The sequence below is a fragment of the Allofranklinella schreckenbergeri genome (assembly GCF_003703475.1).
Taxonomy (GTDB): domain Bacteria; phylum Pseudomonadota; class Gammaproteobacteria; order Burkholderiales; family Burkholderiaceae_C; genus Lampropedia; species Lampropedia schreckenbergeri.
Window position 1 is genome coordinate 79334 of sequence record NZ_RDQM01000005.1, and the last position, 13878, is coordinate 93211.

The following is a 13878-nucleotide window of genomic DNA, read 5'->3' on the forward strand; positions in this document are numbered from 1 at the left end:
CAGCCCCACACGCCACCCCCAAGCGACGCCGCCCATGTTTGCCCCTACGCAAGAAGACGTGCGCCGCTTTTTCTGCGGCGTCTATGCCAAAGCCCAGGCAGGCGAGCCGATGCAAGCCATCGAAACCCTCGCCAGCCTGTGGATCGCCGAACACCCCGAATACCACGCCGACCTGGCCGACGTGCAAGCCGCGCTGGAGCGCCAATACGACGCCTCCGACAACGGGCGCGGCAACCCGTTTCTGCACCTGTCCATGCACCTGAGCATCAGCGAGCAATGCAGCATCGACCAACCCGCAGGCATCCGCCAGGCCGTCGAACTGCTCGCCAACCGCCTGGACTCGCTGCACCAAGCCCACCACGAAGTCATGCAATGCCTGCAAGACATGCTCTGGCAAAGCCAAGTGCACCAGCGCCCCCCCGACGGCGCCGCCTACGTGGAAGCCGTGCAACGCCGCGCCACCCGGCGCTGAAGCCTATTTCAACGCATTGCGCATCCAGCTTGCATGCATAGCCCAAAAATCCAATCAAAAGAAAAATGATTTAATGAGGGTACGCCAAAACAAGGCTATTTTTATTCTTTTGATTTGTAAAATTTGCATGCCATTCAATCACCCCTCCACAGCCGCACTGCTGGAACAAGCCATCGCCCTGGCCTTGCACGCCCATGCAGGCCAGTTGGACGACGACGGCAGCCCCTACATCCTCCACCCCCTACGCGTCATGCTCAGCCTGCCCCGGTCGGCCACGCCCGAGCAACGCATGGCCGCCGTGTTGCACGACACGCTGGAGCACACCGCCCTCACCGAAGGCGACTTGCGCGCCGCAGGCATCCCCGCCGCCGTCATTGATGCCGTACGCACCCTCACCCGCCCCGAGCACGAATCGCGCCTGGAGGCCACCCGCCGCGCCGCCGCCCACCCCATTGCGCGCGCCGTCAAACGCTGCGACATCCGCGACAACATGGACCTCTCCCGCATCCCCCGCCCCAGCCCCGCCGACCACGCCCGCATGCAGGAATACCGCCAGGCCCTGGCCTTGCTGGAATCCATGCACGATCGCAGCGCCAGTGGGTAAGCGCTGGCCCCAAAAAACGGCTCAAGATGGCATGCAAAGCGCACAATGCAGCCACGCCAGGGGATTTGCCAAAGCCCTCCCCAGCACAAATCTCCGCAAACCGCTACAAGCCGCCACCGCCCCATGTCCACCCCCACCCCCCAAGCCATTGCCCAAGCCGCCGCCGCCCTCATCGTTGAAGAAGGCATGGAAATCGGCCCCGCCAAACGCCAAGCCCTCAAGCAACTCGGGCTGCGCCCGCAAACGCCCCTGCCCGACAACCGCACCGTGGAAGACGCCGTACGCGAACACATCCAGATTTTTCGCGCCCAAGAGCAACCGCAAGAGCTGCGCGCGCTGCGCGAAATCGCCCTGCAATGGATGGATCGGCTGGCCGAGTTCTCCCCGCTCATCGGCGGCGCGCTGTGGAACGGCACCGCCACACGCCACAGCACCATCCACCTGCAACTCTTTCACGACGACCCCAAAGCCCTGCCCATTACCTTGCTCAACCAGGGCCTGAGCTTTGAAACCGAAGAAGCCCCCGGCCTGGGCGGCCAGGCCACCGAAGTGCTCATCCTGGAGCACCCCACGCGCGAGCCTTGTTTGGACGGCAGCGCCCTCATCGCCCTGTGGAACAACCCCGCCCAAGCCCTGCGCGGCGCACTGCTGCCCGATAAAGACGGCCGCGCCCCACGCGGCACCGCCCAAAGCCTGCGCGACAATATGGCCGCCGAAGAAGCGCCTTAACCACCAATCAAAAGAAAAACTGTTTCATACCCATCAAGCCTAAACAAGGCGAATTTTCTTCCTATTGATTTGAAAATAACAAGAGAAAAAGCGCCCCGGGCAGCCACTTGGCTCTCATCGCAACTCATCGCAGCTCATCGCCACCCCAGCCCAACCACGCACCACCACCACCCCGTATGGACCGCGCCACACTGCAAAGCCGGGTATTTCTCGCCATCCTGGCCACCGTCACCATCGCCTTCTTCGTGCTGCTGCGCCCCTTTTACAGCGCCATCTTCTGGGCCGCCACGCTGGCCGTGCTCTTTTGGCCCGTGCACCAGCGCGTGCTCGCGCGCATGCCCCAGCGGCCCAACAGCGCCTCCCTACTAACCCTGCTGATCTGCCTGCTCGTGGTCATCATCCCACTGCTGCTGGTGCTCACCTCCCTCATTCAGGAGCTGTTGCAGTTCTATGCCAACTTCGGGCGCGACAGCAACAGCCTGCGCCACTACTACCAGCAAATCGTCGCCGCCATCCCCCCGCAAGTCTGGGCCTGGCTCGACCGCCTGGGCCTGAGCACCTTTGCCGACATCCAGCCCAAACTCATCGAAGCGGCCAACCAAGCCATGCGCGCCCTCTCGGCCAAAGCCGTCAGCTTCGGGCAAAACACACTCGAATTCGGCCTGGCCTTCACGCTCATGCTGTATTTGCTGTTCTTCTTCTTCCGCGACGGCGCCGCCCTCATCGACCTCGTGCGCCACGCCATCCCGGTGGACAAGCGCTACTCCCACCAACTCGCAGGCAAATTCAGCGCCGTCGTCAAAGCCACCATCAAAGGCAACATCGTCGTAGCCATGGTGCAAGGCACCCTCGGCGGGCTGATGTTCTGGGGCATGGGCCTTCAGGGCCCCATCCTCTGGGGCGTCGTCATGGCCGTGCTCTCGCTGCTGCCCGCCGTCGGCGCCGGCCTGGTCTGGGCGCCCGTGGCCATCTACCTGCTCGCCACCGGCGCCACGCTCAAGGGCATCATCATGATCGCCATCGGCGTGGGCGTCATCGGCCTGGTGGACAACCTGCTGCGCCCCATCCTCGTGGGCAAAGAAACCAAAATGCCCGACTACCTCGTGCTGCTCTCGACGCTGGGCGGCATCTCCCTCTTTGGCATCACCGGCTTCGTCGCAGGCCCCGTCATCGCCGCCCTGTTCATGGCCATCTGGGCTATCTTCATCACCAAAAAAGAGGCCAACAACCTCGGCTGACCCACTCCACCAATCAATCCAATCAAAGAGAAATAAACTCAATATCCATCAAGCCGAAACAAAGGTATTTTATTTCCTTTGAAATGCAAAACCAAACCCGTTGAAAACCATGCAAACACCCAGCTACACCTTCACCCCCACCCGCAGCGCCAATGAGGCCCTGCTACACGCCCTGGCCGAACGCTTTGGCGCGCAACTCTCCACCGCCCAAGCCGTGCGCGAGCAACACGGGCGCGACGAAGGCTCCATCGCCGCCCCGCCGCCCGACGCCGTCGTCTTCGCCCAAAGCACGCAAGACGTGGCCGATGCCGTGCGCTTGGCCGCCGCGCACAACACCCCCGTCATCGCCTACGGCGCAGGCTCCTCGCTCGAAGGCCACCTGCTAGCCGTCGACGGCGGCATCAGCATCGATCTGAGCCGCATGGACCAAATCCTCAGCATCAACGCCGAAGATCTGACCGTCACCGTCCAGCCCGGCATCACCCGCAAACAACTCAACGAAGCCCTCAAACACCAGGGCCTGTTCTTCCCCATCGACCCCGGCGCCGACGCCAGCATCGGCGGCATGACCGCCACGCGCGCCTCCGGCACCAACGCCGTGCGCTACGGCACCCTGCGCGAAAACGTCCTCGCGCTCGAAGTCGTGCTCGCCAGCGGCGAAACCATCCGCACCGGCACCCGCGCACGCAAATCCAGCGCCGGCTACGACCTCACCCGCCTGTTCGTCGGCAGCGAAGGCACGCTGGGCATCTTCACCGAAATCACCCTCAAGCTCTACCCCCTGCCCGAAGCCGTCAGCGCCGCCACCTGCTCCTTTGCCAGCATCGAAAGCGCCGTACGCACCGTCATCGACACCATCCAAATGGGCGTGCCCATCGCCCGCGTCGAACTGCTCGACGGCCCCACCGTCGCCGCCGTCAACCGCTACAGCAAACTCAACCTGCGCGAAGAGGCCATGCTGCTGATGGAATTTCACGGCTCGCCCGCCTCCGTGCAAGAGCAAGCCCAAACCGTGCAAGACATCGCCAGCGAACACCAAGGCCAAGCCTTCGAATGGGCCGACACCCCCGAAGAACGCACCCGCCTGTGGACCGCGCGGCACAACGCCTACTTCGCCGCCCTGCAACTGCGCCCCGGCTGCCGCGTCATCACCACCGACACCTGCGTGCCCATCAGCCGCTTGGCCGACTGCCTGCTCGCCTCGCTGCAAGAAGTGCAAGCCAGCGGCATCCCCTACTTCCTCGTCGGCCACGTCGGCGACGGCAACTTCCACTTCGGCTACCTCATCGACCCCGACGACAGCGCCGAACGCCAACGCGCCGAAGCCCTCAGCCAAGCCCTCGTCGCCCGCGCCATCGCCATGGACGGCACCTGCACCGGCGAACACGGCATCGGCATCCACAAAATACACTACCTGCCCGAAGAAACCGGCCCCGGCGCCGTCGCCGTCATGCGCAGCATCAAACAAGCGCTCGACCCGCAAAACATCCTCAACCCGGGGAAGATTTTTTGAAGAAGCTCTCGTTGCTTACTCCTTGCATTCCAGCTGATGCCACACACGCAAGACATACACAAGATCGGCATCGCTATCGAACAAGTAGCGTATGACGTAGCCATACGTTCCGAACGCAAGGACAGCCTCGCGCTGCTTTGGCATCGATGGCACAGGTCGATAAATAGCAGGGTGCGCCTTGATTTTTTCCAGCTGGTCGGCAATGGCAAGCAGCGCCCTCTCTGCGGCTTGGGGATTCTTCGTCGCAAGAAAGTCAACGACTCGTTCCAAATCTGCCTGTGCCGCTTCCGTGAGCCTTATTTTTCGCATCGGACTTGAGGCTTGGGAAGCGGGGCATCCGTGGAGAGTGCGCGCAGCCAAGCAATGGTTTCATCGCCATCGTAGTAGACGCCCGTATCCTGGTAGTGCTTCCATGCCTCATCGGCTTCACAGTTGCGCCGTGCCTGTTCTTCTTCAAATTCGATGTACTTCATCACCACTTCGCGCACCAGCGCGTGGGCCGGGCGCTTTTTTTGTGCGGCAATGATGCGAAGCCGTTCGCGAGCGTCGCTTGGCAGTTTGAGCGACATGGGTGAGGTGGTGCTGGTGGTCATGGGCATACTTTCAGAAAAGTAGCGCCCAGTATATTCAGGGACCATCTCAGAGCAGGATTTTTGAATCCTCCCAAGCCCGTTCACAATCTTGGCGCAAGCCGACAAGAAACAGTTTGGGATGGGCTGCAAGGCCAAGCCTTGCGGACACAAACAGGCCGCCCGAATCCGTGCTATTGACCTCCGTGTAGAGGTCCTGAACAAACGCAGCGCCCCCCTACCCCCGCACCACCGGATAAAACGGCCGCGCCTGAAACCGCTCAGGCGCATCCATCATCACCGACAGCATTGCAGGCAGCACCCGCGCCAGAATCACCCGCCCATCGCGCACCTGCGCCCGGTTCACCGAGCTGCCCCAAGTCGCCCCGCCGTGCATCAACTGATTGCGCAAGGTGTAAAGCCGCTGGAACACCACAAACAGCACCTGCGCCGTATCCTGCTGCGCCAGCGCCCGGCCCGCCGCCGCCTTCGCCTGCTCAAACGCCCCGCGCCACTGCCCCTCATCGCCGCCGCTGTTCAGGCAATCCCAAAACGGCTGGAAAACATACGGGTTATCCAGCAACACCCGGATCGGCCCGGAAAACTCCCGCCACACCAACCCATACAGCAAATTCGCGCGATCCAAATCGCACACCTGCTGCATGAAGCCTTTGAACGCCGCCTTCTCCGTATAGCCCGGCAACTCCTGCGCATAGGCCGCGTTGAACGCAATCCAAAGGCATATGAACGCCACATCGTCGTCATCCCCCGCATCTTCTGCGCGCTGCAACCAGCTCAATGCTCGATGCATGCGCAAAGTGAAATCGGTGCGGCCTTGGGTGATAAGGGCTTGATGGCGGATTAATAGATTTTTCAATTCAAAACCGTTTTTCTGTTCAGCCGAAGCATTCACTCACAAGCTCCTTGGAAATTAAAAATATTTTCCTAACAAAACCTGGAAAATTCCGGTCTTTTTTACCGGACGGACCTCCAGTTTCCGATTATCACAACGCGGGCAACGATCAAAGGAATCCACGCCTCTAATCAAGGCATCGCTTGCGGGTTTGACGGTTTTGCTCCAGCCGCAGGCTGGGCAGCGGTAGGTGCACGGAGGCGGCTTGACGGGCATGGTAGCGTTTTTTTATCACGGGGATTTAACAGGCTGCTGAAATACTACCAACGATGGATAAAAATACTCAATAAACACCTTCAAACCCTTTATTGAACATAAATCAATTGCTTATAGCCTGAAGCAGAAAGCGGGGAGCCTTTGAACCTTCAAAATTGATATTTCAAAAACCCCCAGAAAATATTCCTCAATAAAATTCAGCGAAATCAATTTTATTAGCCAAAAACAAAATCATCATCACCCCCTTTCATTTCTTTCCATATTTTATTAATAAGATTTTGTTTTTCCATCTCATACTTCTTCCTTAAAAAGGCCACTTGAAGCACGGCAGGTATCGTCACTCTCGTTGCGGGTCCAGCGACATCCCAAGCCGTCCACAACCCTGTCAGCAACCAACCAACTGGCCCAGTAAAAACAGAGGCGGCACGCATCAAGGTTGCATTGCCCGCAAGCGTTAGGCCCTTGCCAAAGATGGCTCGCATGACGCTGTTTACAACCATCAAAGTCAATTGATAGGACTTGAATCCACCCGCTTTGAAAATGGCCTGAAAAGCTCCCAGCATGACCTCTGGGCTGTAAGAAACCAAATCACCCAAGAAAAACTCCCTTCCGAGTTCACTTAATTGATCTGGCGTCATTTTTTCCAAGGTTCCTCGGATTAATTGCATCAGCAATTTTTCCTCAATAACTTCGACCGAGTCCAATTTATGGTAAGGCACCTTCAAACCATCTGCAACATCGCGCAGCACCTCTTCATAGAGGACTCCCTCGCCTCCACGAAATAAAGTGGCAATTGTGTTTGCGCCAAAACATTGAATTTCTGCGGCAATTTCTTGCCAATATTTTTGATGATCCGGATAGTTGATCTTATAGTTCTCCGAACTGGTCAACTCTTCAGTCCAGCGCGTCTCGCCATCAGTGTCTTTTGTGAGACAGTACACCAGCCCATCCAGGTCCTCGCTTTTCATTTCGGATAAAAAAACAAGATCTTTATCTTTTCTATATGCCATGACAAGCACCTCACTTTTTGTTTTTATCAAAATAATTAAAGACCCAAACAATCCCCTCTTTGACTATAGGGAGAACTATTGCCAGACTTGAGGTAATTTCTTTTGCATTTTCAGAAGCCTTCACAATGACATCTTTAAGATTCTCCACAAAAGAATGCAAAAAGCTATCTTCTATAGATTTTTCGTAGTTTGTGCCTTGATCATTGCTCGAAAAGTTCCCTTTCTTCTGGCTAATATCATTAGCAACAGAAATACGTTTTTTCGCAGGAATTTTATCCAATATAAAATTCAACAACTTTGCAAGATTGTAAGGCTCTTGGCTTCCATCCTCATCTTCATAGCCTGCGCTATAGTAAATGCATTCGATATCAAGTCCACCATCATAAATATCCGATGTGGACTCTTTAATTCTCTCTTTTGTTGTCTTTACCTTTTCATCCAAAAAATTTTTCAGCTTTTCAGTGGGTCGATTATTTTCATCATCCCAAATATTCTTTCTATCCATCGCACTATCTGCCTTATTTATGGCAACAAGCAATCGATTTTCACACTCTTTTTTTCCTCCCTCGATACTTGGAGCCACTACATTTCTTATCAAATTATACGTCGAATCATAATCCTTTGTTCCCCCATCCACTATCAGCAAAACAAGATCGATAAGAAAATTACCATTTTCATCCCTCTCTCTTAGTTTATTTATAATCTTCCTTTTATGCGATCCATCTTTTTGATTTGAATCTCCCAGACCAGGCGTATCCCAAATAACCATATTATCCAGTTCGTAGCGATTGATTTCACTAGTCTCCGGAACGGTACCTTTGCCAACCTTTGCCTTCTCCATGTCAAAGATGGCATTGATTGTTGAGCTCTTTCCCACACCGCTCCCGCCAACAAGCAACAAATTAATTTTCGTATTCTTTATTTTCTCGTAAGCCTCACGCAAAGCGCGCAGACTTAATTCGTTACCCTGCGCTCTTTTTTTCAACTCTTCAAAAATTTTTGAATTGCTATTCATTTTCATCTCCTAAAACAAAAAAACAACTTGACGGCGGATTCAGTTTCAAAACATGCCAATCAGAATTGGCACACGCACAAGACCTTCATTGATTCAAAAAAAAAAAAAAACATCACCCCCTTGAAAAAACAGAAATCATTTTTTCAAAAACACCAGCCCTATTTACGGACAAGTGATGGGAGCCACATTTCGGACAGGATTCCATAGCTGACAACTTGTTGCCGCAAACCCCACCAAAAACAACTTTCGCCATCTTGGTTTCTTTCCACCCGCATGAGCTGCAATGAAATACAAAAACACCCTCCACGACCGTAGATTCATCGCACATGGAAATATCACCCGGCTTCACCGGCTTTTTCCTCATGCCATTTCTCCTTGATCTTGCAAAACGCCGTTCAGAATCTGGCTTTTTAATTTTTCAAACTCCGCTTGCGTAATCACCCCCTTTTCCCGCAGCGCATCCGCTTCGCGCAGTTGGGCGAGTGCGGCGCTCATGGGCGATTCTTGTGGCGCGGATGCGCACGCCTGTGCGTCGGCCGTGTTCCCGGCTTCGGGCGGGTTTTCGATGATGGTGACGTCTGCCGCGTGGGCGAGTTGGCGCGGGGTTGCGGGCCGCTCGGGGCCTTGTTTGTCTGGCTGGGAGGCTCGGCGTTCGCTCCAGCGTTCGGTGGCTTCTTTGGCGTTGCCAAAGAGGGTGCCAACGCCCCAGAGAAAGCAGAACAGCAATAGAAGAAAAACAGCACCGATCACTACATGCATGGCTGGCCTTTCAAAGCTGCTTCAGGGCGGGTTGCGTTGCGGGGCTTTCGCCCCAGCGTTGCAAGGCGTCGTGCAGGCTGCCCACCAGCGCTTCATGCCAATGCAGGGGTTTGAGAATGCGCACATGTGGCAGCCAGTAGCGCACCAGGGGCAGCAGTTGGTTGGGGTGGCTGATGTGTGCGGTGACGAGCAGGCTTTGATCGCTGTCTTGCCGGGTTTGCTGGCCGGGCAGTAGCTCGCGGCGGGCGAAGTAATGGGCAGCCTCGGGGGTTACGCGCAGCAGGACTTCGGTGGTTTCGGTGGTGAACCAGACGTCTTTTTTATTGGCGATGTAGTCCAGGTGTTTTTGCTGGTGCTCGAAATGGGCGTTGGCATCCACGCGCAGGCTTTCGATGCGTGCAACGCTGAAATTTTTTAATCGCTGCCCTTCCACAGCGGCCAGGTACCAGATGCCGTTTTTATTCAGCAGGCGATAGGGCTGGGCCTGGCGGGGTTTGTCTTTGTAGAAGAAGTGGCATTCGCAGCGCTGCGCGCAAGCTTGCTCCAGTTGGTTAAAGCGCTGGTCGTGGCGGGGCAGGTCTTCGCGGGGGATGGACTGCACTTCAAATGGGCGTTGGGCGGCGGGTGTGTCGAGCCGCCGCAGCAAGTCGGCTGTGCTGTCTTCGGGAAAGAGCTTGGTGGTGCCAACCATTTCGGCGTATTTGCCCAATGTGTTGGCAGGGATGGTGCTGCGCGCGTGGGGCAACAGGGTCCAGCCTTCGCCTTTGGGGTTGTGGGCGATGTCGATCAGGCGCTCGCCAAGGTCGCGCTCAATGGTGCGAACGCCAACGTTGAAGCGCTGGGCGAGTGCGTGTTTGTCGATTTTTTCGCCTTGATGGAGGCTGGCAATGATGTAAGCCAGGCGTCTGGCGAGCAGGTCGGTTTTGTTGTGCGTCCCGGTCCGACGGGGGATTTTCAGGGTTGATTTCATATGCGTGTTGTTTCAGCAAAAAAAGAAAACGCGGTGTGAATTCAATGCCCGGCAGTCTAGAAATCCGCTGCGACAGGTTGTGTCGCGCACAAGCTGGCCCTGATCGGTTGGGTTGGATAAATTTGTGAAAGATTGTATCTGCATTTTGCCGTATATATGCAGAATGCTGCGACAGGCCCTGTCGCATCATGGCTGTATGGGTGATGTGGTCGATCAAGCGCTGGGGCAGGCCTTGCGAAAGTTGCGCACGGAGCGCGGCTGGAGTCAGGGCGAACTGGCTTTGCGCGCGCAGATGGATCGCAATTACCTTTCCCTGATTGAGCTGGGGCGCAATAGCCCCAGCGTGCGGATGTTGCTGCGTTTGTGCGCGGCATTGGAGGTGCGCGCCGCCGAGGTGCTGGAGGATGTGGAGCGGCGCGTGCAGATGCAGTTGCAGTGAGGTGTGCGGCCTGCTTGGCACGGGCGTACGGGCGGACGCCCCAAAGCGGCTGGGGGCGCTGATAGGCGGCTTGACGGGGACACATTCATTACAAAATGTTTTTTCGTTCAGGGCGGATTTTCAACAGAGTTTTGACATTGTGAATATCCGGGTTTGCCCCGACTGCTGGGGCGCTGTGGCGCGGTTTTTGCAGCGGGCAAAAAAAGGGGAGCCGTGACAGCTCCCCAAACCCCATTCGCACTGGCATCCAAAGGCAGGATGTCTAAAAATTACAAATCAAAAGAAATAAAACTTCCATGTTTCGGCAAATATGTATTGAAACTCAATTTCCATTTATTGGAAATTCATAGGATTGCGGCCATGCCCCCTTGGGCCAATGGGCATGGGGCTCGGTGCCGTAAAAGAGTTGGTAGAAGGCGGCGACCTGTTGCCCGATGTCAGCGGCAGCGCGCCAGCTGGGTTTGCCACCAGGCATCCAGCGCGGCGGCTTCGGGCGGCAAGGCGGCGGCGCTGCCTGCGGTAAAGGCTTGCCAGGCGGGCAGGTAGGGGGTGGCCACGGCGGTGATGGCGGGGATGCCTGCCTGGGCAATGGCGGCGAATTCATCAAAAAAGCCCGAGCCTTTGGCCTCCAGCGCGCCAAAGCGATTGAGGACGATGAGGTCGGGCCGCTGGGCGCTGCCCAAGGCACGGCGCAGGGCGATGGTGGCTTCGGCCACGCCTGCGGGGTTGAGGCAGCAACTGCCCGAGCCTGCGCCCAGGTGCTGGGAGATGGGGTAGCGCTGGCCGGTTTCCAGGTCGATCAAATCCATGCGCCGGGGCGTGCCACTGGGGTAGTGCTGGGGCGGCACTTGCGCCAGGCCGCGCACGCACCAGCCTTGCGCGCTCAGGCGCTGGGCGAATTCGAGCAGCGGGGCTTCGCTCACGCCGTGCTCTTCGTGGACGATGGCGGCCAAGGCCCAGGGGGCGGGGGAGGTGGAGGAAAGGGCGGCGAGCTGGCTTGTGGGCATGGCGGTTTTTTCAGGCGTATTTTTACATATCATTAGGAAATAAAATTACCTTGTTTCTGCATGATATGCATCAAATTCCATTTCCTTTGATTGAATGATTTGAGGCGTTTGCTGGCGTTGCAGGCAGGCGCAGCGTTACACGCTCGGCGCAGTGGCCAAAGAAGTGGCGGGCCGTGCCGCCTTCGGCCAGAACGTCCAGCAACGCATCGGCATCGAGCACGCGCGTGCCGCCCAGCACGGTGACGCCGCGCTGGGCATAGGGGCCGGGGATGAGGGTGGTGGTGGGGCCGACGACGGCCACCTCCGCGCCGGGGCTGATCAGGCCCAGCAGGCCATCGAGCGTGCTGTTGAGCAAGGTGGTGCCGGTGATGATGCAGACATCGGCCTGCGGCACGATGGCGGGTGCGCGCTCGGCGGGCTGGTAAAAGGGCATGTCCTCGGGGTTGATGGCGGCCGGGTCCAGCTCCAGCACATGAAAGGGCTGGGCGCGTTGGCGCAGCGCACGGATGTAGGGCGTGAAGGCGCCCACCAAAACCACGGCATCGCCAGGGCAGATGCGCAGGGCGTGGAATGCATCTTCACTTTCGCAGCGCTGGACGTTTGCGGGCGCGCCGTCGCGCTGCCACAAGGTTTGCGCCAAGGCGTTGAGGGTGGCAATCGCCAGCGCGCGGCGCAGGTCTTGCGGGCGGTGCAAATCGGCCAGCACATCCACCGCTTTCAGGCCCTTGATCGCGCCCGGCATGGGCCGCGCCGCGCCGCTTGGCCCGCAGCAGGCGCGGTCAAAAAAAGTGGCGCACATGCCGCCCACACCGTTGGAGAGTTTGACGCCGGTGAAAAACAGCCCCAGCACCGCACGCTCGATCCGCAACGCCTGCGCTCCCAGCGCGTGCAAGACGTGGGCGTGCAAAGCCTGCATCACGGACTCTGCCTGGGCCACTGGGGCCGTTGAAGCCATTTGGGCCGTTTGGGCGGCAGGGGGGAGCGTTTCGGCGGTGCTCATCGTGCGGTCCTGAGCGGGGTTGCGAGGGGTTTTTCACTCTCGTCATTTTCTCACGGCTATAGCGATGATTGGCCCAAACCCGGCGTTTGCGGGGGCTGCCCCAATCTGGGCAATCGCCACGCCTGCTTTGGGAGCCCCCAATCCCCAACGCACTTGTTATGATGCCGTACACGAAATTATATTTACATATCAAAGGATAAAAAATTACCTTGTTTTGGCATGATTGGCATGAAGGCAATCATCCTTTGATATGAAAATTCAGAAAGGCCATTGATGCAACACATCCCCTCCAGGCTTTGGCTCGCGCTGTGCAGCGGCGCATTGGCCGCATGCGCGCAGTCGCCTGGGCCAGCCCCATTCGCCCCGCCCGCGCAGCCCGTGCACACAACGGCCGCCGCAGTCAGCAGCCAGCCCACCCGCCACAACCCACCCAGCGCTGCGGCTGCGCGCGCCTTGACGCAGCACCACTGGCAACTGCGCCATATCCACGGGCCACACACCAGCGCCGCCCTGGCGCACGCGCTGGCCACGCTGGATGTGCCCGTGCAATGGCAGTTCGATGGCCAGCACCTGCGCATCGCTGGCCCCTGCAACCGCCTGCACGCGCCTTACCAACTCAGCGGCCAGTGGCTGCACATCCAGGCGCTGGCTTCCACCAAAGTCGCCTGCGCCGATCCGCAACGCATGGCGCTGGAATCGCACCTCGCACACGCGCTGACCCAAGCGCCGCGCTGGCACATCGCTCACAGCGCCCCCGGCCAGCCCCTCACGCTGCACCTGCGCTGGCGCGATGGCAGCGCGTGGACGCTGCAAAGCGCCGAGCCCCTGGAAAGCGACGGCCAGGCCCGCGCCCAGCCGCACACCCTGTTTCTTGAAATCGCCCCGCACACCCAGCCCTGCCCGCCGGGGCACGGGCAAGGCGCCTGCCTGCGCGTGCGCGAAGTGCACTTTGACGCGCAAGGCATCGGCCACGCGCTGGGCGACTGGCACACCTTGGCGCAGCCCATTGAAGGCTTTGTGCATGAGCCGGGCATGCGCAGCGTGCTGCGCGTGCGCCACCAAAGCTGGCCAGGCGGGCAAGCCTATGTGCTCGACGAGGCCATCAGCGCCGAGCGCACGCTGCGCTGAAAGCGAGCCAGGGCTTGGGGGACAGCTAGAGCGTGTGATGCACTTTGCGCTCCCCCGCGCTGGCCCCAAAACCGTGTAATCGCAAGGCGGCGCGCGCCGCCAAGGCTGGCTGCCTTGGCAAGCGGGCCAACGCGGCGAGTGCATGGTTTTGGGGCCAGCCCGAAGGGAGAAGCGCCCCGGCATGCGCATTGCGGCGTTGCCGTCCCCTTGCAGCGCAGCCAGGCTGCGGCGGGGACAGCGCCTTGCGCTGCACACGCCGGGGTGCTCTCGCGGGGGGGCGGAAAGTGCATCACACG

Annotated in this window: 17 protein-coding genes; 7 read left to right on the forward strand and 10 right to left on the reverse strand. The window is 58.5% G+C overall.

What is annotated here, in order from left to right; translation table 11 throughout:
- The first annotated feature begins 34 nt into the window (after positions 1–34).
- The 5 genes from EBQ26_RS05075 to EBQ26_RS05095 all read left to right on the forward strand — a co-directional run bounded on the left by EBQ26_RS05075 (position 35) and on the right by EBQ26_RS05095 (position 4556).
- Positions 35–472, forward strand: a complete 438-nt coding sequence (locus tag EBQ26_RS05075) for a DUF1841 family protein (protein ID WP_122237943.1) — start codon at positions 35–37, stop codon at positions 470–472.
- 127 nt (positions 473–599) lie between these two features.
- On the forward strand, positions 600–1076 hold the full coding sequence (locus EBQ26_RS05080; protein WP_122237944.1) for an HD domain-containing protein: 477 nt from the start codon (positions 600–602) through the stop codon (positions 1074–1076).
- A gap of 123 nt (positions 1077–1199) precedes the next feature.
- A complete protein-coding gene (locus tag EBQ26_RS05085; protein WP_122237945.1) occupies positions 1200–1805 on the forward strand; it encodes a hypothetical protein in 606 nt (201 codons plus the stop codon).
- 176 nt (positions 1806–1981) lie between these two features.
- Positions 1982–3043 carry an AI-2E family transporter gene (locus EBQ26_RS05090; RefSeq protein ID WP_122237946.1) on the forward strand — a complete coding sequence of 354 codons (1062 nt, stop codon included), beginning with the start codon at positions 1982–1984 and terminating at the stop codon, positions 3041–3043.
- A 109-nt stretch (positions 3044–3152) separates the two neighbouring features.
- On the forward strand, positions 3153–4556 hold the full coding sequence (locus EBQ26_RS05095; RefSeq protein ID WP_122238038.1) for an FAD-binding oxidoreductase: 1404 nt from the start codon (positions 3153–3155) through the stop codon (positions 4554–4556).
- A 15-nt stretch (positions 4557–4571) separates the two neighbouring features.
- On the opposite strand, the gene EBQ26_RS05100 is transcribed toward EBQ26_RS05095, so the two are convergent.
- The 8 genes from EBQ26_RS05100 to EBQ26_RS05135 all read right to left on the reverse strand — a co-directional run bounded on the left by EBQ26_RS05100 (position 4572) and on the right by EBQ26_RS05135 (position 10008).
- Positions 4572–4826 carry a type II toxin-antitoxin system RelE/ParE family toxin gene (locus EBQ26_RS05100; RefSeq protein ID WP_238944150.1) on the reverse strand — a complete coding sequence of 85 codons (255 nt, stop codon included), beginning with the start codon at positions 4824–4826 and terminating at the stop codon, positions 4572–4574.
- A gap of 26 nt (positions 4827–4852) precedes the next feature.
- Positions 4853–5149 carry a CopG family ribbon-helix-helix protein gene (locus tag EBQ26_RS05105; protein WP_122237948.1) on the reverse strand — a complete coding sequence of 99 codons (297 nt, stop codon included), beginning with the start codon at positions 5147–5149 and terminating at the stop codon, positions 4853–4855.
- 214 nt (positions 5150–5363) lie between these two features.
- On the reverse strand, positions 5364–5936 hold the full coding sequence (locus EBQ26_RS05110; protein WP_238944151.1) for a HEPN domain-containing protein: 573 nt from the start codon (positions 5934–5936) through the stop codon (positions 5364–5366).
- A gap of 533 nt (positions 5937–6469) precedes the next feature.
- Positions 6470–7264, reverse strand: coding sequence for a DUF3944 domain-containing protein (locus EBQ26_RS05120; RefSeq protein WP_122238039.1), 795 nt, complete (start codon positions 7262–7264; stop codon positions 6470–6472).
- Positions 7265–7274: 10 nt separating this feature from the next.
- Positions 7275–8285: a GTPase family protein gene (locus EBQ26_RS05125; protein WP_122237951.1), complete on the reverse strand. Its 1011-nt coding sequence runs from the start codon at positions 8283–8285 to the stop codon at positions 7275–7277.
- A gap of 106 nt (positions 8286–8391) precedes the next feature.
- On the reverse strand, positions 8392–8643 hold the full coding sequence (locus EBQ26_RS12585) for a hypothetical protein (RefSeq protein WP_147473999.1): 252 nt from the start codon (positions 8641–8643) through the stop codon (positions 8392–8394).
- Positions 8640–8774, reverse strand: a complete 135-nt coding sequence (locus tag EBQ26_RS12860; protein WP_238944152.1) for an SHOCT domain-containing protein — start codon at positions 8772–8774, stop codon at positions 8640–8642. The genes EBQ26_RS12585 and EBQ26_RS12860 overlap by 4 nt, the downstream gene beginning before the upstream one ends.
- Before the next feature lie 274 nt (positions 8775–9048).
- Positions 9049–10008 (reverse strand): helix-turn-helix transcriptional regulator, encoded by a 960-nt coding sequence (locus EBQ26_RS05135; protein WP_122237953.1) that lies wholly within the window; start codon positions 10006–10008, stop codon positions 9049–9051.
- Between the two features lie 196 nt (positions 10009–10204).
- Between EBQ26_RS05135 and EBQ26_RS05140 the strand changes: the two genes are divergently transcribed.
- Positions 10205–10447, forward strand: a complete 243-nt coding sequence (locus EBQ26_RS05140) for a helix-turn-helix domain-containing protein (RefSeq protein WP_122238040.1) — start codon at positions 10205–10207, stop codon at positions 10445–10447.
- Positions 10448–10884: 437 nt separating this feature from the next.
- Here EBQ26_RS05140 and EBQ26_RS05145 read toward each other — a convergent pair whose 3' ends face one another.
- Positions 10885–11454: a DUF2478 domain-containing protein gene (locus EBQ26_RS05145; protein WP_122238041.1), complete on the reverse strand. Its 570-nt coding sequence runs from the start codon at positions 11452–11454 to the stop codon at positions 10885–10887.
- Positions 11455–11524: 70 nt separating this feature from the next.
- On the reverse strand, positions 11525–12454 hold the full coding sequence (locus EBQ26_RS05150; RefSeq protein WP_238944153.1) for a DUF364 domain-containing protein: 930 nt from the start codon (positions 12452–12454) through the stop codon (positions 11525–11527).
- 273 nt (positions 12455–12727) lie between these two features.
- Between EBQ26_RS05150 and EBQ26_RS05155 the strand changes: the two genes are divergently transcribed.
- Complete coding sequence (locus EBQ26_RS05155) at positions 12728–13582, forward strand: META and DUF4377 domain-containing protein (RefSeq protein WP_122237954.1); 855 nt, start codon at positions 12728–12730, stop codon at positions 13580–13582.
- The last annotated feature ends 296 nt before the right edge of the window (positions 13583–13878 follow it).

Excerpts from the sequence above, each read along its gene's own strand:
- EBQ26_RS05075 (WP_122237943.1), top strand. The coding sequence starts at position 35 with ATGTTTGCCCCTACGCAAGAAGACGTGCGCCGCTTTTTCTGCGGCGTC.
- EBQ26_RS05080 (WP_122237944.1), top strand. The coding sequence starts at position 600 with ATGCCATTCAATCACCCCTCCACAGCCGCACTGCTGGAACAAGCCATC.
- EBQ26_RS05085 (WP_122237945.1), top strand. The coding sequence starts at position 1,200 with ATGTCCACCCCCACCCCCCAAGCCATTGCCCAAGCCGCCGCCGCCCTC.
- EBQ26_RS05090 (WP_122237946.1), top strand. The coding sequence starts at position 1,982 with ATGGACCGCGCCACACTGCAAAGCCGGGTATTTCTCGCCATCCTGGCC.
- EBQ26_RS05095 (WP_122238038.1), top strand. The coding sequence starts at position 3,153 with ATGCAAACACCCAGCTACACCTTCACCCCCACCCGCAGCGCCAATGAG.
- EBQ26_RS05105 (WP_122237948.1), bottom strand. The coding sequence starts at position 5,149 with ATGACCACCAGCACCACCTCACCCATGTCGCTCAAACTGCCAAGCGAC.
- EBQ26_RS05110 (WP_238944151.1), bottom strand. The coding sequence starts at position 5,936 with ATGCATCGAGCATTGAGCTGGTTGCAGCGCGCAGAAGATGCGGGGGAT.
- EBQ26_RS05120 (WP_122238039.1), bottom strand. The coding sequence starts at position 7,264 with ATGGCATATAGAAAAGATAAAGATCTTGTTTTTTTATCCGAAATGAAA.
- EBQ26_RS05125 (WP_122237951.1), bottom strand. The coding sequence starts at position 8,285 with ATGAAAATGAATAGCAATTCAAAAATTTTTGAAGAGTTGAAAAAAAGA.
- EBQ26_RS12585 (WP_147473999.1), bottom strand. The coding sequence starts at position 8,643 with ATGAGGAAAAAGCCGGTGAAGCCGGGTGATATTTCCATGTGCGATGAA.
- EBQ26_RS12860 (WP_238944152.1), bottom strand. The coding sequence starts at position 8,774 with ATGAGCGCCGCACTCGCCCAACTGCGCGAAGCGGATGCGCTGCGGGAA.
- EBQ26_RS05135 (WP_122237953.1), bottom strand. The coding sequence starts at position 10,008 with ATGAAATCAACCCTGAAAATCCCCCGTCGGACCGGGACGCACAACAAA.
- EBQ26_RS05140 (WP_122238040.1), top strand. The coding sequence starts at position 10,205 with ATGGGTGATGTGGTCGATCAAGCGCTGGGGCAGGCCTTGCGAAAGTTG.
- EBQ26_RS05145 (WP_122238041.1), bottom strand. The coding sequence starts at position 11,454 with ATGCCCACAAGCCAGCTCGCCGCCCTTTCCTCCACCTCCCCCGCCCCC.
- EBQ26_RS05150 (WP_238944153.1), bottom strand. The coding sequence starts at position 12,454 with ATGAGCACCGCCGAAACGCTCCCCCCTGCCGCCCAAACGGCCCAAATG.
- EBQ26_RS05155 (WP_122237954.1), top strand. The coding sequence starts at position 12,728 with ATGCAACACATCCCCTCCAGGCTTTGGCTCGCGCTGTGCAGCGGCGCA.